Below are 21,677 nucleotides of genomic sequence, written 5' to 3' on the forward strand. Positions count from 1 at the left end.
ACATCTGGAGGAAGGGCATGAGTGTAGAGCGCGTTCAGCGATTTCTGGCCGAGCACGCGCCGGAAACGGCGGTGACGGTGCTGGCAAAGAACACCGCGACGGTAGCGCTGGCGGCGGAAGCCTTTGGCGTGGAGGGCGGGCAGATCGCCAAGACGCTTTCGTTTCGCGTGAACGACGGCGTGGTGTTGTTGGTGATGGCGGGAACCGCCAGAATCGATAACAAGAAGTACAAGCAATTCTTTGGCGTAAAGGCACGCATGCTGCCGGCGGAGGAGGTGGAGGCGCTGACCGGCTATCCGCCCGGCGGCGTTTGCCCCTTTGCCGCACCGGCAACGGTGAGAGTTTACTGCGATCGCAGCCTGTGCAGCTACAGTGAAGTGCTTCCGGCAGGCGGCAGTGATAACTCAGGCGTGAGAATTGCGCCGCAACGGCTGGCCAGCATCACCGGAGCGGAGTGGATTGACGTGACAGGGTAACTGCAAGTGTGTTATTGCAAGATTAAAAAGTCACCCGATTTAGCCCGTTTGAAATGTCACTCACTTCGTCAATACGATAATCGCAAGGGGCCGTTAAGCGAGTTTACGGATCAATCGATCCAGCCGCTCGCAGGCATGGAGGAGTGATTCGCCTTCCTTGCCTGATACGCCAAGCAACAGACCGGACTTTTCCGCTACCCCTGACTGATACCAGGCTGAAAGCGGGGATGGCGCCAGGCCAAAGTTATAGGCGTAATGCGCAATGGTGCGATCCTGAGAGCCGTCTGGCAGGTTGATTAAGACGGATAAACCATGGACCTGAACGGTGTAGCCTAACGCCTTCATTATGCGGGAAAGTTCAGTACTTCTGGCATGGTAAACTCTTTTCATTTTTCGCAGATGCCGAAGAAAATGCCCCTCACTCAAAAAGGCATGCACCGCCATCTGGATCGCGGGAGTCGGAGCGGGGGAAAGCGAGGCGGCGACATCAGCAACCGTCTCGACAAGCGATGGCGGCGCCACGACAAACCCCAGGCGTAGAGCCGGGCTAATGGTTTTACTGAATGATCCAATATGGATAACCCGACCATAAATATCCTGTGACGCCAGCGCTGGCGCCGCGCGGCGATTAAGCTGCAACTCCCCCAGATAGTCATCCTCGATGATCCAGCGGCCATTTTGGTGGGCCCACTCAATTAAACGGTGGCGCCGTTCCAATGATAATGCCATCCCCAGGGGCGCTTGCTGCCCGGGGGTGACCAGCGCGATTGCCGCGTCAGGCGCGTGATGGATGCCATATTCTATATCCATCCCTTCGGAATCGACCCGCACAGGTACCGTGGCCAGGCCCGCAAGGCTCAAGGCTTTTCTTGCCGGCGGAAAGCCAGGATTTTCCACCCAGGCTTTGTGCCCGCGTAAAGACAGCGCGTGCAGTATGAGGCCAAGTCCTCCGGTGAATCCGGCAGTCACGAAAACTTGAGAAGGATGGCATTTGATTCCTCTGGAAAGGGTGAGCTGACCGGCGATTTCGCGGCGCAACTCGCTTTCCCCTCTGGGGTCGCCATAGCATTGTCTGGACTGCACGGCGTGACGGGCTGACGCCGCAAAAAGGCGTGAGAAGAGGGGGACGGGAAAGACATCGCCGGCAGGGATCCCCATCTGAAAATCGCCTGTAGGGAAGAGAAAATCCTGAAACAATTCTGAAGTGGGTACGGATTCAGGCACCTTTTTCGCCGCCCTGCCCGGCGGTAGATTATCCACGACACAGGTTCCACGAGAGCGGGACATCACGACAAGTTGCTCATCGGATAACCGTTCATAGGCGGTCTTAACCGTGCCGCGAGAGATACCCAATTGTATGGCAAGGTCAATCCATGAAGGGAGCCTTGTGCCTGGCGCAAGAACACCGCTCTCAATGGCTTCGGTGATCCCCTGGCGGATCTGCTCGGCGATGGATATCCGTGCGTTACGGTCAATCGTCAGCGCCAGAGTGGGTCTGTTCATATATGGCTCCATTAATCAGCAGATGTACTTGAAATAGCAGAGGCATCTCTGGTCAGCATGTTTTAACCATCCCGGATGCGTGGTACAGCAAAATCTTCGTTTTTTGGTTCTTTTAAGTGTAAATCCAGCTGTTATGCTTGACTCAGTTTCAACGATAAAGGAAATAAAAAATGAGTCAACGCATTGATTATACTAAAACTTCTCCGACAGGGGTTAAAGCGCTCGGTGGTGTTTATACCTACGTCGCGCAATGTGGCCTGGAGAATACGCTCGTGGAACTGGTTAATTTGCGCGTCAGCCAAATTAACGGCTGCGCTTATTGCCTGGATATGCACACACGCGATCTCCTGAAGAAAGGTCTCAGCCCCGTCAAACTTGCTTTGGTGCAAGTCTGGGAGGAAGCCGGAGAGGTCTTTACCGCGCGTGAAAAGGCGGCGCTGTCCTGGGCCGAGACCGTCACCCGGGTTTCTGAAACGCATGTTCCGGATGAAGCCTTTGCGGCGGCATCTGCCGTTTTCGAAGATAAGGAACTGGCGGATTTGACGATGGCGATAGGCTTAATCAACGCCTATAACCGTCTGGCTATCAGTTTCCGCAATGTACCGCAGGAAGCGCAAAAACCCTGATATTGCGTGTTGTGACGTAGCGAGATCGCGCGGCGTCACACCTGCTTTAGCAACTCCAGTCAGGAGCCCGTCATATGATAAGCAGAAATCCATTATTATCCGCAGTGGCCGCTGTTGGAATGATCTTCTCAACAACCGTTTTGGCGCATGGCGTTGAACCACAGGGGCAAGGCGAGACGGTTAAACCGAATTTTTCGCATGCGATCCCCAACATTCCGGGTAAATCGCTTACTGCCGTCGAAGTCATTTATCCTGCGGGCGCTGCATCAGCATCTCATACGCATGCTCCTTCTTCATTTATCTACGCTTATGTCGTGGAAGGCGAGATTATCAGTCAGGTCGAAGGTCAACCTGAACGGACTTATCGGGCAGGCGAAAGCTGGTATGAAGATCCTGGCGCGCACCATGTTGTCAGCAGTAACGCCAGCAAAACCAAACCGGCGAAACTACTGGCGGTATTTGTCGTGGACACCAAAGATACTCAGCTCACCACGCCAGACAGTAAGCCGTAATAAATGGGAGTCCGAATTGATTACACCCGGACGTCCTCCGCTGGCGTCCAGGCATTCAGCGCCATTGACCATTACCTCTGTCATTGCGGTTTGGACGAGCGACTGCGCGATCTCATTAATTTACGCGTCAGCCAGATTAACGGCTGCGCGTATTGCACTGATTTGCATACGCGTATGTTGATGAAAGAGGGCGTCGGCGCCGAGAAACTGGCGGCGCTCCAGGGATGGGTCTGTACCGAAGGCATTTTTTCTTTAAAGGAGCGCGCGGCGTTAGCCTGGGCTGAATATATGACGCTCATTGCCCCTTCATCAAACCGGCGTGAACGCGCGCCAGATTTGCGGCGCTATTTCAGCGACGAAGAGGTATGTGACCTTACGCTGGCTATCAGTCTCATCAACGCCTACAACCGCCTGGCGATAAGCTTTCGTAATATCCCTCAGGCGGTTTTGGAGCATCAGAAGTAATGAATGGACGTGCCTTAACGGCGATAACGCGAGGCCGGCTGCGCAGTGCTGAGATGCTGGCTCATGGTACGCCGAGCGGCCTCCCAGGCATTCCATTCTTCACCGTCCTGCAATGGCGGGATGGTCACCGTTTCACCGGCATCTAAACCTGCCAGCGCGGCATCGACCATCTCCTCGCTTTTCATGACCCATGATTGCGGCAGATTTTCATGGCCGCCTACGCCTGGCACATTCCAGAACGCGGTCGCCGTCGCGCCGGGTAAAACGGCCTGAACGCGAATCCCTTTATCCCCGAGCTCGTGCTGCAGAGAGTGGCTGAACGCCAGCACAAAGGCTTTGCTTGCGCCATAAATCCCATTCAGGGTTTCCGGGCTAATCGCGACGATAGACGCGATATTGATGATTGTTCCCGTTCCGCGAGCGAGCATTGCCGGTGCAGCCGCATAAGTTAAACGCATCAGCGCGGTGACGTTGAGGTTAATCATCGCTTCCATTTCATCAACATTCGAATCCAGAAGCGGCGTTACGGCGCCAAAACCGGCATTATTCACCAGCATAGTCAGTGACGTTTCATTACGCAGTAGCTCTTCCACATGGCGTAGTTCCTGCGGGTTACCGAGGTCCGCGCCGATAATACGGACCTGACGATGATGAGTATCGCGGATCCGTTGGGCAACCTGTTCCAGACGGTCAGTATTGCGCGCCACAAGGATCAGATCGTAGCCGCGTTTAGCGAGTCTGTCGGCATAGAGTGCGCCGATGCCGCTTGAAGCGCCGGTCACCAGGGCGGTGCCATTTGATGATGTGCTCATGTTTTTCTCCAGGGTGGTTATTTTCAATGATGAGCACAATAACACTCGCATTTCATGTCTTAAATGTCATATAAACACCTTTTTATGACATTGGATTATGATGGGTCCGCTATATGCGCAGAGTCGGTTTTATCCTCACACCCGGTTATTCGCCGATGGGCTTTGCGGTTATTACCGCGTTTGAAGTCGCCAATATGGTGTTGCCGGAACCGGTCTATGACATTCATTTGCTTTCGGAAAATGGCGGCGCGTTACGCACATCCGCGGGCTTCGATGTGGTGACGGAAGCCTTTACTGAAACGCATTACGATGTTTTGCTGTTTGGCGCCAGTATGGAAAAGGCGACACCCGATACCATCGCGTTCGTGCGCCGCGCCGCGCCATTCGCCCGTCGGGTCGCAGCAGCGTGTATTGGGACGTTTTTGCTTGCGGAAGCCGGAATGCTGGACGGACATCGCGCCACCACGCACTGGATGTATGCCCGGGAACTCAAGCAGCGCTACCCGAAGATACAGGTTGAAGAAGACCGGATATTTGTTTGCGATGGTCCGTACTGGACATCAGCAGGGATGACAGCGGCTATCGACCTCGCTCTGGCGTTGATCGAAAGTGATTTGGGCCCCGATATCACCCGGTCTATAGCGCGAAAACTGGTGCTTTACCATCGCCGCACGGGCGGACAATCGCAGTACTCGTCACTACTGGAGCTGGAACCGAAAACCGATCGCATTCAGAAGGTGCTGACCTATGCGCGCCGCAATCTGGACCGTCGTCTAAATATTGAAGAACTGGCCGACGTGGCGAATCTGTCGCCTCGTCAATTCAGCCGTATCTTTCAGGCGGAAACCGGACAGTCGCCGGCAAGGGCCGTTGAGTATCTGCGGCTGGAATCGGCGCGGGCGATGTTAGAGGAGAGCAACAGTTCACTGGATGAGATCGCCAGGCAAACAGGATTTATCGACAGAGAACGCATGCGACGCGCTTTTATTCGTACGATTGGGCAGCCGCCGCAAGTTATTCGTCGTCAGGTACGCCATACTGAAGGCTGAGGGACTTCAGATATAAGGAGAGTAGGGAAGAGCAGCGTCAATGACATCAGCCTACAGAATATTTTACTCCGCGATGGGGCTGCCAAATTTAGCGACGCAATGCCATACCTTCTTCAAATGCTGTGGGTCATAACCTTTCCCGCGAGCGAGCCCGATATCAAATGGCGTCACAAAACCGTTGTTAACGAGTTTTCGCGCCAGATCGGCAATCTCTTTTCCCCGGTAATCGACGCACTCGGGTAGGTGTTTTTCCGCCAGCCGGTAACCAGGATGCCATTCTACCGGGCAGGCTAGCCGGTGAGCGAAAATGTCGATCGGCGTGTCTTTATAGCAACCATCCAGCACTACGGCTTCAACGTCGTCCGCAATAGTCATGATGCCGTGTATGTGAGCTTCTATATAGTTATCTAAAACGTCTGTGATTGGGCTATCTCGCTCGGCTAATTCAATCAGCGCGCACTTTTCGGCAGTAGCAAAATGTGACGGCGCGAAAAAGCTATCGGGGTAACAGAATGTCGTTCTCTCCATGGCCGCTGGGCGCATACGGAAATGCGATGACCCAAAGCGCGGCGAGCCTCCCGTTATGCTGTTTCGGTAATTGAGCGCCCCATATTTAGGGCGTAGTTCCGGGCTTGCGTCAGCATACGCCATGCCAAAAATAGCGTTTTCCCACGCCCAACGATCTCCACCGGGGTATGCCGTTAATCCACCGTTGCTGGTATGCGTTTCAAACTGCGAACGATACACGCCATCCTCAGCTAACGCCTCAATCATGGTCATTCCACGGTATAGCGCATCAGGATGGAAGTTAAGCGTGACGGGCATCGTTGTCGGTAACGGATCACCATCCGCTTTACTGGAAATATGAAGAATGGCGGCCAGAACAGGGTTAGCGAGCATCACAATGTTATGTTAAATATAGTGTATGATGTCATAATTAACAGACTGTTTTAAATAGAAAAATCATTAGTCCATCGGATTGTGGCAAACCGCCTCGATATTGTGGCCATCCGGGGCGATCACAAATGCCGCATAGTAATGGGCATGGTAATTGGGCCGCAAACCGGGCGCGCCATTGTCTTTGCCGCCGGCGTTTAGCGCGGCGTGGTAGAACGCATCGACCTGCTCACGGCTGCTTGCGGCAAATGCCAGGTGCAGATGCGCCGGTTTTTCATCGGTTTGAAACAGGCACAATGACACATTACCCCGTTCGGGACACAACTCAATGCCATAGCCGGGGTCGCCTTCGGCAACGATTTTTACGCCCAGTGGCGCCAGCGCATTGAGGAAAAACGCTTTGCTGAGGGCAAAGTCGCTGACGCCAAATTTCACATGATCAAACATGGGGAGGCTCCTGGAGCGAGGAGGAATGTTCCCATTCAGTATAGCCAACGCCGCGGTGCGTGCCGAAAGCGATCAAACGCGCGCCAATGCGCATTTAGCGTGCAAATACTGTCCGCTTAAATGACGCGTTTTAGAGAAATCTGCAGTATCGTAGCCGCTACGTTTTATCAGATTTCACGTAGCGCGATCAAAAAAGCAGGGGGATGCTTGGCCAATACCGGCAGGTACGCGCCATTGAAAATCATGCCCGGTCATCATTATTGAAGTGGAAAATGGCAGCGCGCATCGAAACTACGCGAGATTATTGGCTGGCGTTTTAACGGCCATTCATCATATCGGCAGCACAGCAGTACCGGAACTGGCAGCCAAACCAACGATTGATATATTGCTGGAGGTTGAAAGTCTGGCGGCGTTGGATAGCTTGAATGACAGGATGCGTGACATGGGATATACGCCGCGTGGCGAGAACGGCAAGCGCACGCATCGCGTGCATGCATTATTGCGGAGAGTGAACAGGCGATCAGACATTTGGCGTTCAGAGATTATCTGCGCAAGCATCATGATGTTGCTCAGCAATACGCGGCAATCAAATGCCAGGCAGCGAAGACTGCCGGCAAAACCCAGTGGCTTATGGCCGATTGAAAAACGAATTTATTCAACGGCACGAGCAGTTGGCGCTGGCCTGGTTGGCCGCAGGAGAAACCCCAAGAATCAGGCCTGGACGGCAGAATCCACATACCTTCACATTGGTGCGCATAATGTATATTATGTTAAATTAAAATACTGAATACGCACCGGGATTAGCCCTGCACATCAGCTCTCGCCTCACCTTCAACGTTATCATTCCGACATTCCATTTTCCCGCCAGGCTTACTGTCACTCGCCGCTTTTAAACGCAATCAATCATCAGTCGGCGTACCTTGATGAAACCGCATCTGCCAACCCTCTTTATCTTTCAGGAGCCAAATCGATGAGCGCTCAGTGCAACGAACGGCGCGGCCCTGTGCGTCACGCTGAAAACTTTTATACGTCAGCAACACGGCACCTTCGCTGATTTGCGCCAGCTTAAAAGCTTCGGCGAAAATCGGCGGATAATCCGTTTCCATCTCCAGCGCCGCAACGGTCTGGCGTTTGTCATAGCGCAGCCCTGAACGACCGATCTCTTCAAAGTCTTCATGCAACAATGCCGCGACACGTTTTGGATCGCAGCGCGTCGTTGGCTGGTGCAGTTCAACCTCAAGCGCCTGAATTTGGCTAAGCCACTCTGCAAAATGGGTCAACATGCCCTCCTTTTTGATCGCGCTACGTGAAATCTGGAGACAAGAAACTCACACAGGGGTTCAGATTTAAGCGGATGTGATTCCTGTCGTAACGGTTGAAAATCAAACCGGATATTGCTTATTTTAAACCATTACTATAAATTACACGCAATATCAATTTTTTGGCGAATGGAATCATGCCCGATCGGTCATTACTCTTTTTTTATGGTTTAGTCATTGCTGCAGTAATTTATTTCATTGTGAAATTCAGGAAGGACATAACAAAAAAAGATGGGTTGATAAATATAGCTTCATTTCTAGTTATCGCTATTACGATAATGTTCCTTCTCAATTCAGATCTTTCTGCCACTGGCATTCTGATTACCATATTTTCTTTTCTTTCAGCAGGCTTTGTTTTTTTATGCGCTGCCATTTTTCTCAAGGATCTGTACTCAACGAAAAAGTATACATTAACTGCCATAAAGCGAATAAAAAAGGAAAACACAATTAATTTCAAAGCAATGCCAAAATTTAAAAGCGGGATTTTTTGCTACCAAAAATCATGGTATGCCATCTATTCACCCTCTTTGAATTTACTTGAAATAGGCGTTAATGCGTTTGATAGCCAACCTGATTTTGGCAAAAAATTCACCGTGCGAACGTTGTCTAAACGTGCTATTACATTCGTTCCAGAAGTAATTCCTGATGAAATCAATGATAACACTGAACTATTCGGCCAACTGGTAATATTTTGTGAAATGTCTGAAAAAAATCAGATTATGGTGGGAAATTATCTTGAGGCCATAAAAAATGGCTCTGCTACACCCTGGCTTATCTCTGTGCCAGATGAAACTCCATAATTTTAGCATGGCGGAAATATTATCCGCCATGAACTCAATCAGCGATCTGAATTCCCTCTTGCTTCACATGCGACCGCCGAACCCGCAATTCCCCGTGCCGCCAGGCGCCGTCTGCCGTGGCGCGATTGTCGATCAGGCGATTCAAGGCTTCTTCGACAAGCCGGTCGATGCGTTGGCTGTAGCTGGTCAGCGCCCAGTTGGCTGAGCCGGCCTCATCGATATCGTCGAAGCCCACCACGGCCATCGCGGACGACGGCGCCGTTTGCCTGAGCGCTTCGAGCGCCCCCAGCGCCAGCACGTCGTTCTCGCAGAACAGCGCCTCAACCCGCTCGCTTTCCGGCGTTGCCTGCAGGTATTCGCTCATCAGTTGGAAACCGCGTTGGCGATCGTAGTGGCCGGCGGTGAGCACCTGATTCAACTGAAAGCCGGCGGCCATCAGCCTGTCGCGGTAGCCTTCCATGCGCAGTAAATGGCTGCTTTGCGTGTCCGGCCCCTTCATGTAACCAAAGCGCCGATGCCCTTGCTCTATCAGCAGCGCAGCGATCTCTTCGCCGGCGCGGTAGCCGTCGATATTGACCACATCAATGTGTTCGCTTTCCGTATTGCGGCACACCTGCACCAGCGGGATCTGATGCAGATCTTGCGCGATCGCCGCCCACTCTTTGGTTAACACCGTCGCCAGGAACAGAATGCCATCGACCTGCAGCTGGTCGGCCATCGCCATCACCGCCCGGTAGTTTTCGCCCGCGGTGATGTTCAGCAGCAGCGCCATATAGCCGCGGGTTTGCAGCTGTTTGGTGACCATATCGAGCATCATCATCGAATGCGGGTTCTTCATCTCGTCGATGGCTACGCCAATGATCTGCGTGCGTTTTTGCGACAGGCTGCGCGCCAGCAGGTTTGGCCGATAGCCCAGCTCGGCGGCCGCCGCCAACACGCTTTCACGCGCGTTGTCCGAGATCGACGCACCAGGCGTAAAGGCGCGCGATACCGTCCATTTAGAGACGCCGGCCTTTTCGGCGACGTCGCTGGCGGTGGCTTTGTGGTGTTTTATCATGGTTGCGTCGATCCCTGCTTCGGTGAAGTCAAACTATACCCTGCTCGCTCAGATCCCCTAAGCGCCTGTCGGCATATCTGCTGCAATTATGTATCGTTTTTGCACCCGATTGCAATTTGTTGTGCAACCGGGTGCAAAGCGTAAAGAGTTTGTGATCGTCCGCGCTGTTTTCACCTTTCCCCTGTTGACCAAATTTTATCCATGGCCGACATTCACGGTGGCATTCAGAGACTCGTCGCCGTTTTTCCTTCTGATTTGCACCCGGTTGCAAAAACGTTGTTTTTACATAACACCTCTCTTCTCAACAGGATACCGTAATGAAAAAAACCAGACTGTTGTTGATGTTAGCCTGCTCGCTGTTTGTCATGACCGCTCAGGCCAAGAGCTATCAGGTCGGCGTGGCGCTGGCCAATTTCGATCTCAACTTCGTCTCCATCCTGCGCAGCCAAATGGCGCGTGAACTGGCTGCGCGGCAGCTGCAAGGCCAGTTCGTCGATGCCAAAGGCGATGTCGCCCTGCAGGTGCAGCAGGTAGACGATCTGATTAATCAGGGCGTGGACGCCATTATCCTCAACCCGGTCGATACGCAAGGCGTCCAGCCGATGATAGCGGCCGCCAAACGCGCCGCTATCCCCCTTATCTTCGTCAACCGCAAACCCGAAGTGCCGCTGAGCGGCGCGACGGCCTACGTCGGCTCCGATTCGGCGCTCAGCGGCCGCCTGCAGATGGAGGCCCTGGCGAAAAAAATGAATTACCGCGGCAACGTGGCGATCCTGATGGGCGCCCTCTCCAACGAAGAAACCCGCGAGCGCACCCGCGCGGTGGAAGCGGTGATCGCCAAACACAAAGAGCTGAAAGTGGTAGAGAAACAGACTGCGAAATGGCAACGCAATGAAGCGGTCGACGTGGTCTCCGGCTGGTTGCTGAACGGCGTACCGATCGATGCGATCGCCGCCAACAACGATGAGATGGCCATCGGCGCGATCATGGCGCTGAAGCAGGCCAAAAAGAACGGCGTACGGGTTGCCGGTATCGACGGCACGCCCGACGGCCTGCAATTTATCAAAAACGGCGACCTGGCGGTGACTATTTTCCAGGATGCCAAAGCCCAGGCGATCGGCGCGGTGCAAGTGACCCGAGCGATGTTGGATCACGCCAAAACCGAGTCTTACAACTGGGTGCCTTATGCCACCGTGACGCGAGAAAACTACCCGCAATTTGCGCAGATGAACCAAAAATAAACCGTTGCCACTCTCTTTTTCAACCCGCTTTGCACCCGAGTGCAAAACCACAGTGTCAGGAGTCAGCATGTTAAATGGTGAAAGAAGCATCCCTCGCCCGCTGCGTTGGGCGATGATCGGCGGCGGCCGCCTCAGTCAGGTGGGCTACAAGCACCGTTCCGGCGCACTGCGCGACAATACCGCCTATCGGCTGGTTGCCGGCGCTTTTGATATCGACGCGGCGCGCGGGCGTGAGTTTGGCGTCAATCTCGGCGTGCCCGCCGAACGCTGCTATGACGACTATCAGCAGTTGCTGAAACAAGAGACCAACCGCGAAGATGGCGTTGAGGTGGTGACCATCGCCACCCCTAACGGCACCCACTATGAAATCACGCGCGCCGCGCTGAATGCCGGCCTGCATGTCATCTGCGAAAAACCGCTGTTCTTCACTACGGCGGAGGCGAGAGAAATCAAGGCGCTGGCGGCGGAGAAAGGCCTGATCGTCGGCGTAACCTACGGCTTCTCCGGGCATCCGCTGCTGATGCAGATGCGCGCCATGATCGCGAACGGCGACATCGGCGAAATACGCATGGTCGAATTGCAGTACACCCATGGCTTCAACGCCAACGAAAGCGCGGACACGTTCGAGGCGCAAAAGTGGCGCGTCGATCCGAAAATCGCCGGCCCCTCCTTTGTGCTGGGCGACATTTCCACCCACACCTTCTACATCTCACAGCTGGTCATGCCCGACATGAAAATTGCCTCCCTGCTGTGCGACCGCCAGAGCTTTATCCCTTCCCGCGCCCCGCTGGAAGACAATGCCATGGTGCTGATGCACTACGAAAACGGCGCCGTCGGGCGCATGTGGGCCTCCGCCATCAACGCAGGCGCGATGGACAGCCAAAGCATTCGCGTGGTGGGCTCACGCGCCAGCCTGCAATGGAGCGATTCCACGCCCGGCGAATTGCGCTATGAGATCCAGGGGCGGCCCAACCAAACGCTGCACCATGGCATGCCCTATCTGGACGACAGCGCGCTGGCCGAAGAGCGGCTCGGCGCGTTGCATACCGAAGGGCTAGCCGAATCCTGGGCCAATATTTACCTCAAGTTCGCCATCGCCATCAGCGCCAGTCAGCGCGGCGATCGGCAGACGCTGGCCGCGCTGATCTATCCGGATATCGATGCCGGATTGGAAGGCGTGCGCTGGATTGAAAACTGCGTTCGTTCCGCCGACAACGGCGCCACCTGGGTTAATTACCAATAAGGAAAGCACCATGAAACTTTCGTTCTGTACCGACAGCCTGGGCCATTTACCCTTCGAGCCGATGCTGGATCGGCTGCTGGAGCTGGGGGTGCGCGGCGTGGAGATGACCACCGGCGGTTGGTCCCCGGCGCCCCATCTGGATACCGAGGAACTGCTGGCCAACCCCGCCAAACGCCGGCAGCTGCAGCAAGCGCTGGCCAGCCGCGGCATGGAGATCGCCGCGCTCAATGTCTCCGGCAATCCGCTCGATCCGGGCGAGCTGGGGCAGCGCCATCTGCGCCAAACCGACAATACGCTGGAACTGGCCGGCCTGCTGGGGGTGAAGAAAATCGTCATGATGAGCGGCCTGCCGCCGGCCAGCCCGCATGACACCGTCCCCAACTGGATCACCTATACCGTCAGCTGGCCGCCTACGGTGAAAAACTGTCTGGACTATCAATGGAATGAGGTGGCGATCCCCTATTGGCAGGCGCTGGTCGCCCGAGCCAAAGCGTGCGGCGTCGAGCGCTTTGCGCTGGAAAACTTCAGCGCCATGCTGGTGTGGACCCCGGAAACGCTGTTCCGGCTGCGCGAAGCCGTTGGCCCGATGGTGGGCCTGAACCTCGATCCCAGCCACTTGATCTGGATGGGCGCGGATCCCATCGCGGTGGCCCGCGCCCTTGGCCCCGCGATTCACCACGTACACGGCAAGGACGTGCGCCTGGAGCGCGGTGTCGTCGAAGTTAACGGACTGCTGGAAACCAAACCGATCGACGAGGTGGCCGGCCGGGCCTGGAACTATGTCGCCGTCGGCTGCGGCCGGGATCTGCAGTGGTGGAAGGAATTCTTCTCGGTGGTGCGCATGATGGGTTACAACGACTGGGTGTCGCTGGAAATGGAAGACCTGACCATGTCGGTCGATGCCGGCATCGCCTCTTCCGTTCAGGCGCTGCAGCAGAGCATCAGCCAGTAAAGCCAGGCGCGGCGGCCACGGCCGCTGCGCCCCATTCACTCCGGTTCACTCGCCCCGGCCGGCGTTTGCCGCCGATACTGCGACGGCGACTGCGCCATCACCCGCTTGAAGGCGGTGCTGAACGCGCTTTCCGAGCCGTATCCCAACGAGTAGGCGATCGACGCGACGTTTTCTTTACCGGCCCGCAGGCGATCTGCCGCCTGCAGCATACGCCAACGCGAGAGGTATTCCATGGCGGTGCTGCCAACCAGCCCTTTGAAACGTTGAGCGAATACGGTGCGGGAAATGCCGGCGATGCGGGCCAGCTCTTCCAGCGTCCAGTTGCGCGCCGGCTCGGCATGCATGGCGGCGATCGCCAGGCTGATCTGGCGGTCGGTCAGCGCCAGAAACCAACCTTTCGGCAGCCCATGGGCCGTTTCGAGGAACTGGCGAAACACCTGCACCAGCATCAAGTGCGCCAGGTGGGTCGACATCAGCGCACCGCCGAGCTGCGGGTGACGCAACTCGTTCGTCCACTGTTCGAGCGTCCAGCGCAAAACGCCCGCCTGGCTCGAGGCTTTGGGGATGTTGATGATCGGCGGCAGCGCATCAAACAGCAGCGCCGCATGCTGGCCGGAAAAACCGAAACGCCCGCTGATCAAAAAGACCTCGCCACCGCCGTTATGCACGGCGATGCCGTCGCGCGTCGCCTCGGCCATGATTTGCTCCCCTCCCTGCGGCGGCAACGCCGGATCGGACGCGACCCTGAAGCGCCGCCGACTGTTCAGCAAAAAGCAGTCCCCTTCGCGGAAATGGATCGGCTGCGCCAGATCGTCGGTCATGCCCCAGCAGGCGCCGCGCATCACCGCCGTGAATTTGATGCCTTCATGAGGGGGAAACTCGAACGACCAGTCCCCGGCGGCGTCGAAACCGGCGTAAAACTGGTTTTGGGGTTGCAGCAGCGACAACACGTCTGACAGCGGGTCCATGATGAAATCCGTACTCTTGATAAACAAACAAGTACTTTAGCGCATGGATCGTCCGTCTCTCAAGGCTTATTCTTGACAACAAGTTTTATCGCGTCGTGCGGGCAAAGGCGACCTGAACCGCGCCGCTGCCCGAATCATCCATTGCTGTGCTGAAGGAATTCTGACTTTGAGCCGTTGTTCCAAATTGCGCCCGACAGCGGGCGGCTATGCTTCATCGCCACAATGGCGCGATCGGCGCTTTAACAATCAGCGGCCGCCGGCGCCGGGTGACCTGCCCGAGTCCACCCTGCGCGTGTGGTGGGACGTATTTTTCAACAAGCCCAAAGGCACGGTGCCGGCGACGCCGGTGCCGATTCAGCGCCTGTCGCGCGCCGAGCTTGAGGCGGCACCCGATCGTAGCCTGTACCGTCTGGGGCATTCCACGGTGTTGCTCAAGCTGCGCGGCCAATGGTGGCTGACCGATCCGGTGTTCTCCGAGCGGGCATCGCCGCTGCCGTTCGCCGGGCCAAAACGCTTTCACGCGCCGCCGATCGCGATCGAGGAGCTGCCACCGATCCGCGCCGTGATCCTCTCACACGATCATTACGACCATCTGGACCAGGCCGCCATTCGGGCGCTGGACGGCAAGGTGGGCCAGTTCGTCGCACCGCTCGGCGTGGGCGATCGCCTGGCGGCCTGGGGCGTGGCGCCGGACAAAATCCGCCAGTTCGACTGGTGGCAAGGCACGGAAATCGACGGCCTGCGGCTGACGGCTACCCCGGCCCAGCACTTTTCGGGCCGAAGCCTGACCGACGGCAACCGCACGCTGTGGTGTTCCTGGGTGATTGAAGACGATGAGCTGCGGGTGTTCTTCAGCGGCGACAGCGGCTATTTCACCGGTTTTGCCGAGATTGGCCGCCGTTTTGGCCCCTTTGACCTGACGCTGATGGAAACCGGCGCCTACGACAAACGCTGGCCCTATGTGCATATGCACCCTCAGCAAACCGTGCAGGCGCACCGGGATTTGCTCGGCCGCTGGCTGCTGCCGATCCATAACGGCACCTTCGATCTGGCGATGCACGCCTGGCAAGACCCGTTCGACCAGGTACTGCGCCATGCCGCTCCCTTTAGCGTGCAGGTCGCGACGCCGATGATCGGCGAACGTGTCGATATCGTTCGGCCGCACCCCGGCAGCCGTTGGTGGCGCTAAGCGCCGTTTTATTTATTCGCAGGAAACCTGAAATGAACAATGACCATAAAGTGTGGCTGATCACCGGCGCCTCGTCGGGCCTGGGCAAAGCCCTGGCGGAAGCGGCCATCGCCAACGGCGATCGGGTGGTGGTGACCGCCCGCCGTCTCGACCGCCTGCAGGCGCTGGCTAAGGGCCAGGAGGATCGCGTGCTGCCTTTGGCGGTGGACGTCACGGATGCCGCCGCGCGCGATAAGGCGGTCGCCGATACCCTGGCGCGGTTCGGCCGCATCGACGTGCTGGCCAACCTGGCCGGGCGCGGTGTAGCCGGCGCCTGCGAAGAGTTCAGCCTCGAACAGCTGCGCGAGCAGATGGAGCTGAATTTCTTTGCGGCGGCGGAGATGACCCGCGCCGTGCTGCCGCAGATGCGGCGCCAGGGCAGCGGCAACGTGATCACCGTAAGCAGCATCGCCGGTCTGGTGGCGATGAACGCCGCCGGCCCCTATTGCGCGGCGAAGTTTGCCCTCGAAGGCTGGACGGAGTCGCTGGCCATCGAGGCCAGGCCGCTGGGGATCCACGTGACCCTGGTCGAGCCCGGCGCCTTCCGCACCGAATTCGCCGGCGACGTGAACATGCGGCCGACGCAGCGCATCGAGGCCTACCGCCCGTCGATTGCACCGTTTGAAACCTACCTGGCGCAGTCCGCCGGCCGACAGATGGGCGATCCCGCCAAAGCGGCGCAGCGCATGCTGGAGTTGGTCACTCTCACGGCCCCGCCGGTGCGCCTGATGCTGGGGCGCGACGCTTACGCCATGTGGGACACCACCCTAGCCAAACGCCAGCAGGAGCTTAACGCCTGGCGCGAACGGGGCGAAGACACCGCCTTTGATGGCGCAGAACTCACTGAAATTCAACTGTAACTCTCCACGATAACGAGGAATCTCGATATGAACAAAACCTGGTTTATTACAGGCGCATCTTCCGGCTTCGGCCAGGCTTTGGCTGAAGCCGTGCTGGCCAAGGGCGACAACGTGGTGCTCACCGCCCGCCGCCTGGCGCCGCTGCAGGCGATCGCCGCCGGCCACGGCGAACGCGCGCTGGCTCTGCAGCTGGACGTGACCGATCCTGCGGCGCGCGCCGCCGCCCTGAAGAAGACCGTCGAAACCTTCGGCCGCCTCGACGTACTGGCCAACATCGCCGGCGCCGGTTCTTACGGGGCGCTGGAAGAGTTCACTTCCGAACAGATCCGCGCCCAGATGGAGCTGAACTTCTTCGCGGCCGCCGAGCTGTCGCGTGAAGTGCTGCCGCAGATGCGCGCTCAACGGTCCGGCCATATTCTCAATCTGACCAGCATCGCCGGCCTGGTGGCCTTCCCCGGCAGCGGTCTGTACAACGCCACCAAGTTCGCGTTGGAAGGGTTTACCGAAGCGCTGCACCACGAGGTCAAGCCGCTGGGGATCCACGTCACGCTGATCGAGCCGGGCGCCTTCCGTACCGGTTTCGCCAGCAGCGCCGCCATGAAGGCCGAACGCGAAATCGCTGCCTATGCGCCACTGGATGCCGGCATGGTGGAGTATTACCGCACGCAGAACGGCAAACAGATGGGCGATCCGGTCAAGGGCGCTCGCGTGATCGTCGATATGGTGGCCAGCGCCACCCCGCCGGTGCGTTTGATGCTCGGTAAGGACGCGTATCAGCTGTGGGACAGCGCGGTAGCCTCCCGCAGCCGCGATCTGGCGCCGTGGCGTGAACGCGGTGAAGATACGGCCTTCCCCGGCGCTGCGATGAACCCCGTTCAGGCGCTGTAATACCCACCTTTCAAACGGGCTACCTATGTAGCCCGTTTGTTTTATGTGACGTCGTCACGTATGTCTTACCTTTTGTTTCTCAGTCGAGTGTTCAAAACTAATTGCCAAAGCAACTGTTGCAATTTAACCTATATACACTGTTTGCCGAGGTATCCCATGTCATCGAAAGAAAAATCCCTCTATGCCCTCACCAACGCCCTGCAACCGGTTCGCCGGGTGTGGAAACAGGCTGCGACGCTGGCGATCGCCAAATCCGGCATCTCCATGTCGTTGGCTACCGTCGTGGTTCTGGTGCACCGCAATCCGCAGGGCATCAATCAGCGCGACCTGGCGGAAGAAGTCGGCGTCAATCCCGGTGCGATGGTGCGTCTGTTGGATCAGGCCGCCGCGTTAGGCTTCCTCGAGCGGCAGGAGTCGGCCGGCGATCGTCGGTTTAAAACCCTGCGCATTCTGCCCGCCGGCGCCGAATTGGCCAAAAAGGTCGAAACCGCGGCCGATAAGCTGCGAGTCGAGCTGATGCACGACGTGCCGTTGGAAGATATTGAAACCGCCACTCGCATTCTGCGCCTGTTTGAAGAGCGCGCAGGCCACTATCTGCAACAGGCCGGCAATGAGCCATGAACATCGGTAAACCGCAGCTGCTGTACGCCGCGAAACTGTTTATTTCCGCCATGCTGGCCTTCGCGCTGGCGGAAAGCATCGGCCTGCAAAATCCCTATTGGGCGATGGTGACCTGCTGCGTGCTGAGCAATCCGGTCAGCGGCGCCGTACGCGCCCGCGCCACCTACCATGGGGCTGTATCTGGAAAGCACTACCGGCACGCTGATCGGCGTCTATTTCGCATTCCTGTGCGCCGCGCTGTTCCGCCGCTGGGGCACCGATCAGGTGGTGGCGCGGCTGATGCGGCAGGATGCGCAAGAGATGCTGCGCCTCAATCGCCACGTCACGGAGCGCGACTTACAGCGCTATCAGGCCCGCGCGTTGGATCGCATCACCGCGCTGGGTAGCCGCCTGGCCGCCGTTGGGCAAGCCGATCGCAGCCCACAGCTGTTGATGCGCTTAAAAACCGCTATCGACCTGATTCGTCTGCAGCAGGCCGGCGCTCTCAGCCCTGGCGCTTCGCCGAACGCCGGTCTGCCGGCGGCGTTCCGCCAACTTTCTCTGCACGCTGAGGCCCCCTCCGCGCTGCTGGGCCAGATCGACGTCGGTCTGCAACAGGCCTGGCGGCAGAACGATCGGCGCGCGCTGCGGCCGCTTACCCGGCTACGGCTGCTGCACTTCCCCACGGCTTTGCACTGGAATCCCTGACATGATCGGTGAAATCAACATTGACGGCGTGTTCATCTCGCCCTTGCTGCTGTGCCTGGTGTGCGCGTTTTTCTCGCGCATGGCGCTTTCCTGGACGCTCAGCGCGGTGGGCGTCTATCGCTGGGTCGCGCAGCGCCCGCTGTTCGACACCGCCCTGTTTCTTATTCTGGCCGGGCTGTTTTTCCACGGCCTGAAATGGCTTACCACCCCCTGAGGACCCCATGTTTCGTGAACGTACCCTTGTTCTGCTGCGCCCCGCGCTGACCCTGATTGCCGTTTTGATCGCGGCAGGCGTGCTGTGGCAGCTTTATCTCTATTACACCTATGCCCCGCAAACGCGCGACGGCAAGATCCGCGCCGACGTGGTGCCGCTGGCCACGGATGTTTCCGGCAAGGTGGACGCCGTGCACATTCACGACAACCAGGTGGTGCATAAAGGGCAGCTGCTGCTCAGCCTGGACAAAGTACGGCTGCGCAATGCGCTGGATCAGGCCGAGGCCGCCGTTGAACGCGCCAACGTCCAGTTGGCGTCATCCCAGCGCGAAAACCGGCGCTATCAGGCGCTGCAGTCGGCTATTTCACAGCAGGAACGCGACAATCGCCGCGATGCCCAATCGCTGGCAAAGGCCAATCTGGATCAGGCCCTGGCGGATCGGGCGCTGGCGCGCATCAACCTGCAGCGCGCCGATCTCTATGCGCCGGTGGATGGCGTGATCACCAACTTCTCCCTGCGCCCCGGCGCTTACGCGACCGCCGGTCAGCCGATCATGGCGTTGGTGGATTCCAACAGTTTCTACATCGCCGGATACTTCGAAGAGACCAAGCTGGGCCGCATCCAGAACGGTGACAAGGTGGTGATCCGCATCATGGGGGAACGGCAGCCGCTGTATGGCCACGTCGACGGGCTTTCCGCCGGCATCAACGACAGCGAGCGCACCACCGCCGCCGGCAATCTGCTCGCCAACGTCAACCCGACATTCAGCTGGATCCGTCTGGCGCAGCGCATCCCGGTGCGCATCGCGATCGACACCATTCCCCACGGCGTCGAGCTGATCGCCGGCCGCACGGCGACGGTTAGTTTGAGTGAAACTCATTAAGCCTGTCCCTCCGGCGTCAACCCGGCGATCAGCGCCTGCAGTAAAGCGCTGACCTTCGGCTGCGCCCGGCGGCTTTTCAGCCAGACCACGTTGATCGGCAGGCCGTCGGTCGCCAGATGCGGCAACACCTCGGCCAACGCCCCCTCCTCTAGCTGCCGTTTGACCAGCCAGGTCGGTAACTGAGCGATGCCGTGCCCCGCCAGCACCGCCGTCAGTTGCCCCTCCGCATCGCCAATGGCCACCCGCGGCGTCAGCGTTCTTCGCTCTACCGGCTGGGCACCGCTTCCCGAGAAATGCCAGGGCGTCTGCACGCCGTCGTTTTCCTGATACAGCACGCAGTGATGATGCGCCAATTCAGCAGCGGTGGTGGGTTCACCCTGGCGCTTCAGGTAGCCGGGCGCGGCGCAGAAGATATGCCGCTGCTTACCAAGGTAGTGATGCCCCAGCGTATTTGGCCACACATCCGAACCGCCGATACGCACCAGGATATCGATGCCTTCACTGACCGGATCGGCGAAGCGGTCCGAAAACGTGATATGCGGCACCAGCAACGGGTGATCCTCAATACATCGCAAGATCACCGGCAGCGCATGCAAACGGCCAAAGGAAGCGGGAAGATCGATGCGCACCCTGCCGCGCGGCTCGGCGCTTTCCGCCTGCATCGCCAGTTCGGCCTCTTCCAGCTCGGCCAACACGCCGGTACAGGTGCGATAAAATTGGGTGCCGGCGTCGGTCAGCGCCAGCCGCCGCGTGGTGCGCTGGAACAGCTTCGTCTGTAATCGGCTTTCCAGCCGGGCGATCCCTTTGCTGACGGCAGAAGCGGTCAGGTTCAGGCGTTCCGCCGCCAGCGTAAAGCTGCCCATATCGGCCACGCAAACAAACAGACCGATCCCTTTAAGACGTTCGGAAGAAAACATGCCCCTGCCTTATTGATGAATTTAGTTCCCGCAACTCGGTAATTTATAGCGCAAATCATGATTTTTATTCCGATAGACTTTCCCTCACAGCGTTAAAAACCGCAAGAGGTAAGTTATGAAGAACAAGAAGCCCCAGATCCTGATCACCGGCGCCACCGGCCAGATAGGCGGTGCGACCCTGCGTCTTTTACAATCCCAGGCAGAGATCGAGCCGGTTGCCGCCGTGCGCTCTCCCGCCAAGGCGGCGCCCTTCGAAAAACTGGGTATCCGCACCGTCCAGCTCGATTTTGATCGGGAAGAGACGCTGGCACCGGCGCTGGCCGGCATCGAGCGCGTATTTCTGGCCACTGGCTACACGGTGGACATGCTGCGGCAAAGCAAGGTGTTTCTCGATCGCGCGCGCCAGGCCGGCGTACGGCATGTCGTGCACCTCGGCGCCTGCGGCCGTGACGACACCAGCGTCGCGCACTGGGCCTGGCACCAGCTCATCGAGCGTTACATCGAGTGGTCGGGATTTTCTTTCACCCACCTGCGGCCGGAGTGCTTTATGCAGAACCTGCTCAACTACGACGGCGTACCGGCGGTGAAAAACGGCGTGATCCGGCAATATACCGGCGATGCGCCGTTCAGCTGGGTGGACGGCGACGATGTAGCGCAGGCGGCGGCGCTGGCGCTGCTGCACCCCGAGCGGCACGGCGGCCAAACCTACCGCATGGGCTATGACGTTAAATCCTACGGCGAGATCGCTGCCATGATGACGGAAGAGCTGGGGCAGCCGTTCCGCTATGAAGCGCAAGATCCGCAGGTTTTTCTGGATGAGATGCGCGCGACGGGCGCCGAAATGGCCTACATGAGCTGCGTCTACGACAATTTTCGCCGCATAGCGGCTCGCGATATCCCAGGCGTCGATGAGGTTTTCGATAATTTCCCGCAGATCGCGGGGAGAGAGCCGATGCGGCTAAGGGCGTTTATCCGCAAGCACCGTGACAAGCTGGCCTACTGAGCCTCGCAA

Annotated in this window: 26 protein-coding genes and 1 pseudogene; 19 read left to right on the forward strand and 8 right to left on the reverse strand. The window is 57.9% G+C overall.

The genetic code is table 11. From position 1 onward, the window contains the following. Nucleotides 1–17 precede the first annotated feature (17 nt). On the forward strand, nucleotides 18–476 hold the full coding sequence (locus ACTJJ6_RS16930) for a YbaK/EbsC family protein (protein WP_016927702.1): 459 nt from the start codon (nucleotides 18–20) through the stop codon (nucleotides 474–476). A gap of 93 nt (nucleotides 477–569) precedes the next feature. Here ACTJJ6_RS16930 and pdxR read toward each other — a convergent pair whose 3' ends face one another. Continuing rightward, entirely contained in the window at nucleotides 570–1,979 is a 1,410-nt protein-coding gene (gene pdxR / locus ACTJJ6_RS16935; RefSeq protein WP_097102025.1) for a MocR-like pyridoxine biosynthesis transcription factor PdxR, read from the reverse strand. Nucleotides 1,980–2,149: 170 nt separating this feature from the next. Between pdxR and ACTJJ6_RS16940 the strand changes: the two genes are divergently transcribed. The 3 genes from ACTJJ6_RS16940 to ACTJJ6_RS16950 all read left to right on the forward strand — a co-directional run bounded on the left by ACTJJ6_RS16940 (nucleotide 2,150) and on the right by ACTJJ6_RS16950 (nucleotide 3,582). Then, the gene (locus ACTJJ6_RS16940; RefSeq protein ID WP_197834861.1) at nucleotides 2,150–2,605 is read left to right on the forward strand and encodes a carboxymuconolactone decarboxylase family protein; all 456 of its coding nucleotides are present in this window, start codon (nucleotides 2,150–2,152) and stop codon (nucleotides 2,603–2,605) included. Between the two features lie 74 nt (nucleotides 2,606–2,679). Next, a complete protein-coding gene (locus ACTJJ6_RS16945) occupies nucleotides 2,680–3,117 on the forward strand; it encodes a cupin domain-containing protein (protein WP_075205893.1) in 438 nt (145 codons plus the stop codon). A 3-nt stretch (nucleotides 3,118–3,120) separates the two neighbouring features. Further along, on the forward strand, nucleotides 3,121–3,582 hold the full coding sequence (locus ACTJJ6_RS16950; RefSeq protein WP_110147002.1) for a carboxymuconolactone decarboxylase family protein: 462 nt from the start codon (nucleotides 3,121–3,123) through the stop codon (nucleotides 3,580–3,582). 14 nt (nucleotides 3,583–3,596) lie between these two features. Here the strand turns inward: ACTJJ6_RS16950 and ACTJJ6_RS16955 are convergent, their stop codons facing one another. Next, the gene (locus ACTJJ6_RS16955) at nucleotides 3,597–4,394 is read right to left on the reverse strand and encodes an SDR family NAD(P)-dependent oxidoreductase (RefSeq protein ID WP_143778999.1); all 798 of its coding nucleotides are present in this window, start codon (nucleotides 4,392–4,394) and stop codon (nucleotides 3,597–3,599) included. A gap of 113 nt (nucleotides 4,395–4,507) precedes the next feature. Here ACTJJ6_RS16955 and ACTJJ6_RS16960 point away from each other — a divergent pair, with 113 nt between their 5' ends. Continuing rightward, nucleotides 4,508–5,443 carry a GlxA family transcriptional regulator gene (locus ACTJJ6_RS16960; RefSeq protein WP_033640301.1) on the forward strand — a complete coding sequence of 312 codons (936 nt, stop codon included), beginning with the start codon at nucleotides 4,508–4,510 and terminating at the stop codon, nucleotides 5,441–5,443. A gap of 63 nt (nucleotides 5,444–5,506) precedes the next feature. Here ACTJJ6_RS16960 and ACTJJ6_RS16965 read toward each other — a convergent pair whose 3' ends face one another. After that, nucleotides 5,507–6,343, reverse strand: coding sequence for a DUF3626 domain-containing protein (locus tag ACTJJ6_RS16965; protein ID WP_049299246.1), 837 nt, complete (start codon nucleotides 6,341–6,343; stop codon nucleotides 5,507–5,509). Between the two features lie 66 nt (nucleotides 6,344–6,409). Further along, nucleotides 6,410–6,787, reverse strand: coding sequence for a VOC family protein (locus tag ACTJJ6_RS16970; protein WP_016927710.1), 378 nt, complete (start codon nucleotides 6,785–6,787; stop codon nucleotides 6,410–6,412). A 265-nt stretch (nucleotides 6,788–7,052) separates the two neighbouring features. Here ACTJJ6_RS16970 and ACTJJ6_RS16975 point away from each other — a divergent pair, with 265 nt between their 5' ends. Further along, nucleotides 7,053–7,574: a GrpB family protein gene (locus tag ACTJJ6_RS16975; protein WP_440802350.1), complete on the forward strand. Its 522-nt coding sequence runs from the start codon at nucleotides 7,053–7,055 to the stop codon at nucleotides 7,572–7,574. A 112-nt stretch (nucleotides 7,575–7,686) separates the two neighbouring features. On the opposite strand, the gene ACTJJ6_RS16980 is transcribed toward ACTJJ6_RS16975, so the two are convergent. Next, nucleotides 7,687–8,067 (reverse strand): nuclear transport factor 2 family protein, encoded by a 381-nt coding sequence (locus ACTJJ6_RS16980; protein ID WP_049299244.1) that lies wholly within the window; start codon nucleotides 8,065–8,067, stop codon nucleotides 7,687–7,689. A gap of 176 nt (nucleotides 8,068–8,243) precedes the next feature. Here ACTJJ6_RS16980 and ACTJJ6_RS16985 point away from each other — a divergent pair, with 176 nt between their 5' ends. Next, complete coding sequence (locus ACTJJ6_RS16985) at nucleotides 8,244–8,906, forward strand: hypothetical protein (RefSeq protein WP_440802347.1); 663 nt, start codon at nucleotides 8,244–8,246, stop codon at nucleotides 8,904–8,906. A gap of 34 nt (nucleotides 8,907–8,940) precedes the next feature. On the opposite strand, the gene ACTJJ6_RS16990 is transcribed toward ACTJJ6_RS16985, so the two are convergent. Then, nucleotides 8,941–9,963 (reverse strand): LacI family DNA-binding transcriptional regulator, encoded by a 1,023-nt coding sequence (locus ACTJJ6_RS16990; RefSeq protein WP_440802345.1) that lies wholly within the window; start codon nucleotides 9,961–9,963, stop codon nucleotides 8,941–8,943. A gap of 317 nt (nucleotides 9,964–10,280) precedes the next feature. On the opposite strand from ACTJJ6_RS16990, the gene ACTJJ6_RS16995 reads away from it, so the two are divergent. From ACTJJ6_RS16995 to ACTJJ6_RS17005, 3 genes are all read left to right on the forward strand, one after another. Continuing rightward, nucleotides 10,281–11,204: a substrate-binding domain-containing protein gene (locus tag ACTJJ6_RS16995; protein WP_016927713.1), complete on the forward strand. Its 924-nt coding sequence runs from the start codon at nucleotides 10,281–10,283 to the stop codon at nucleotides 11,202–11,204. 67 nt (nucleotides 11,205–11,271) lie between these two features. Further along, the gene (locus tag ACTJJ6_RS17000; RefSeq protein WP_049299238.1) at nucleotides 11,272–12,447 is read left to right on the forward strand and encodes a Gfo/Idh/MocA family protein; all 1,176 of its coding nucleotides are present in this window, start codon (nucleotides 11,272–11,274) and stop codon (nucleotides 12,445–12,447) included. A gap of 10 nt (nucleotides 12,448–12,457) precedes the next feature. Continuing rightward, on the forward strand, nucleotides 12,458–13,399 hold the full coding sequence (locus tag ACTJJ6_RS17005) for a sugar phosphate isomerase/epimerase family protein (protein WP_440802343.1): 942 nt from the start codon (nucleotides 12,458–12,460) through the stop codon (nucleotides 13,397–13,399). 35 nt (nucleotides 13,400–13,434) lie between these two features. On the opposite strand, the gene ACTJJ6_RS17010 is transcribed toward ACTJJ6_RS17005, so the two are convergent. Beyond that, nucleotides 13,435–14,367 (reverse strand): AraC family transcriptional regulator, encoded by a 933-nt coding sequence (locus tag ACTJJ6_RS17010; protein ID WP_049299233.1) that lies wholly within the window; start codon nucleotides 14,365–14,367, stop codon nucleotides 13,435–13,437. A 166-nt stretch (nucleotides 14,368–14,533) separates the two neighbouring features. On the opposite strand from ACTJJ6_RS17010, the gene ACTJJ6_RS17015 reads away from it, so the two are divergent. The 8 genes and pseudogenes from ACTJJ6_RS17015 to ACTJJ6_RS17050 all read left to right on the forward strand — a co-directional run bounded on the left by ACTJJ6_RS17015 (nucleotide 14,534) and on the right by ACTJJ6_RS17050 (nucleotide 19,748). Further along, the gene (locus tag ACTJJ6_RS17015; protein WP_049299232.1) at nucleotides 14,534–15,556 is read left to right on the forward strand and encodes an MBL fold metallo-hydrolase; all 1,023 of its coding nucleotides are present in this window, start codon (nucleotides 14,534–14,536) and stop codon (nucleotides 15,554–15,556) included. Between the two features lie 32 nt (nucleotides 15,557–15,588). Then, nucleotides 15,589–16,455, forward strand: coding sequence for an oxidoreductase (locus tag ACTJJ6_RS17020; protein ID WP_038871624.1), 867 nt, complete (start codon nucleotides 15,589–15,591; stop codon nucleotides 16,453–16,455). 27 nt (nucleotides 16,456–16,482) lie between these two features. Beyond that, nucleotides 16,483–17,343 carry an oxidoreductase gene (locus ACTJJ6_RS17025; protein ID WP_043147473.1) on the forward strand — a complete coding sequence of 287 codons (861 nt, stop codon included), beginning with the start codon at nucleotides 16,483–16,485 and terminating at the stop codon, nucleotides 17,341–17,343. A gap of 156 nt (nucleotides 17,344–17,499) precedes the next feature. Continuing rightward, a complete protein-coding gene (locus ACTJJ6_RS17030) occupies nucleotides 17,500–17,964 on the forward strand; it encodes a MarR family winged helix-turn-helix transcriptional regulator (RefSeq protein ID WP_049299229.1) in 465 nt (154 codons plus the stop codon). A 50-nt stretch (nucleotides 17,965–18,014) separates the two neighbouring features. Beyond that, nucleotides 18,015–18,069: pseudogene (locus ACTJJ6_RS17035) on the forward strand (hypothetical protein); the annotation flags it as partial. A 63-nt stretch (nucleotides 18,070–18,132) separates the two neighbouring features. Next, a complete protein-coding gene (locus tag ACTJJ6_RS17040) occupies nucleotides 18,133–18,651 on the forward strand; it encodes a hypothetical protein (protein WP_440802338.1) in 519 nt (172 codons plus the stop codon). Nucleotide 18,652: 1 nt separating this feature from the next. Continuing rightward, complete coding sequence (locus tag ACTJJ6_RS17045) at nucleotides 18,653–18,865, forward strand: DUF1656 domain-containing protein (protein WP_033648323.1); 213 nt, start codon at nucleotides 18,653–18,655, stop codon at nucleotides 18,863–18,865. A 7-nt stretch (nucleotides 18,866–18,872) separates the two neighbouring features. Beyond that, nucleotides 18,873–19,748 carry an efflux RND transporter periplasmic adaptor subunit gene (locus ACTJJ6_RS17050; RefSeq protein ID WP_033648322.1) on the forward strand — a complete coding sequence of 292 codons (876 nt, stop codon included), beginning with the start codon at nucleotides 18,873–18,875 and terminating at the stop codon, nucleotides 19,746–19,748. Here ACTJJ6_RS17050 and ACTJJ6_RS17055 read toward each other — a convergent pair. Continuing rightward, nucleotides 19,745–20,665, reverse strand: a complete 921-nt coding sequence (locus ACTJJ6_RS17055) for a LysR family transcriptional regulator (protein ID WP_049299225.1) — start codon at nucleotides 20,663–20,665, stop codon at nucleotides 19,745–19,747. The two genes, ACTJJ6_RS17050 and ACTJJ6_RS17055, sit on opposite strands and share 4 nt — an antisense overlap. 115 nt (nucleotides 20,666–20,780) lie before the next feature. Between ACTJJ6_RS17055 and ACTJJ6_RS17060 the strand changes: the two genes are divergently transcribed. After that, the gene (locus tag ACTJJ6_RS17060) at nucleotides 20,781–21,668 is read left to right on the forward strand and encodes an SDR family oxidoreductase (RefSeq protein WP_049299223.1); all 888 of its coding nucleotides are present in this window, start codon (nucleotides 20,781–20,783) and stop codon (nucleotides 21,666–21,668) included. Nucleotides 21,669–21,677: the final 9 nt, after the last annotated feature.

The organism is Serratia sp. 22278, from assembly GCF_052045405.1.
Taxonomy (GTDB): domain Bacteria; phylum Pseudomonadota; class Gammaproteobacteria; order Enterobacterales; family Enterobacteriaceae; genus Serratia; species Serratia marcescens.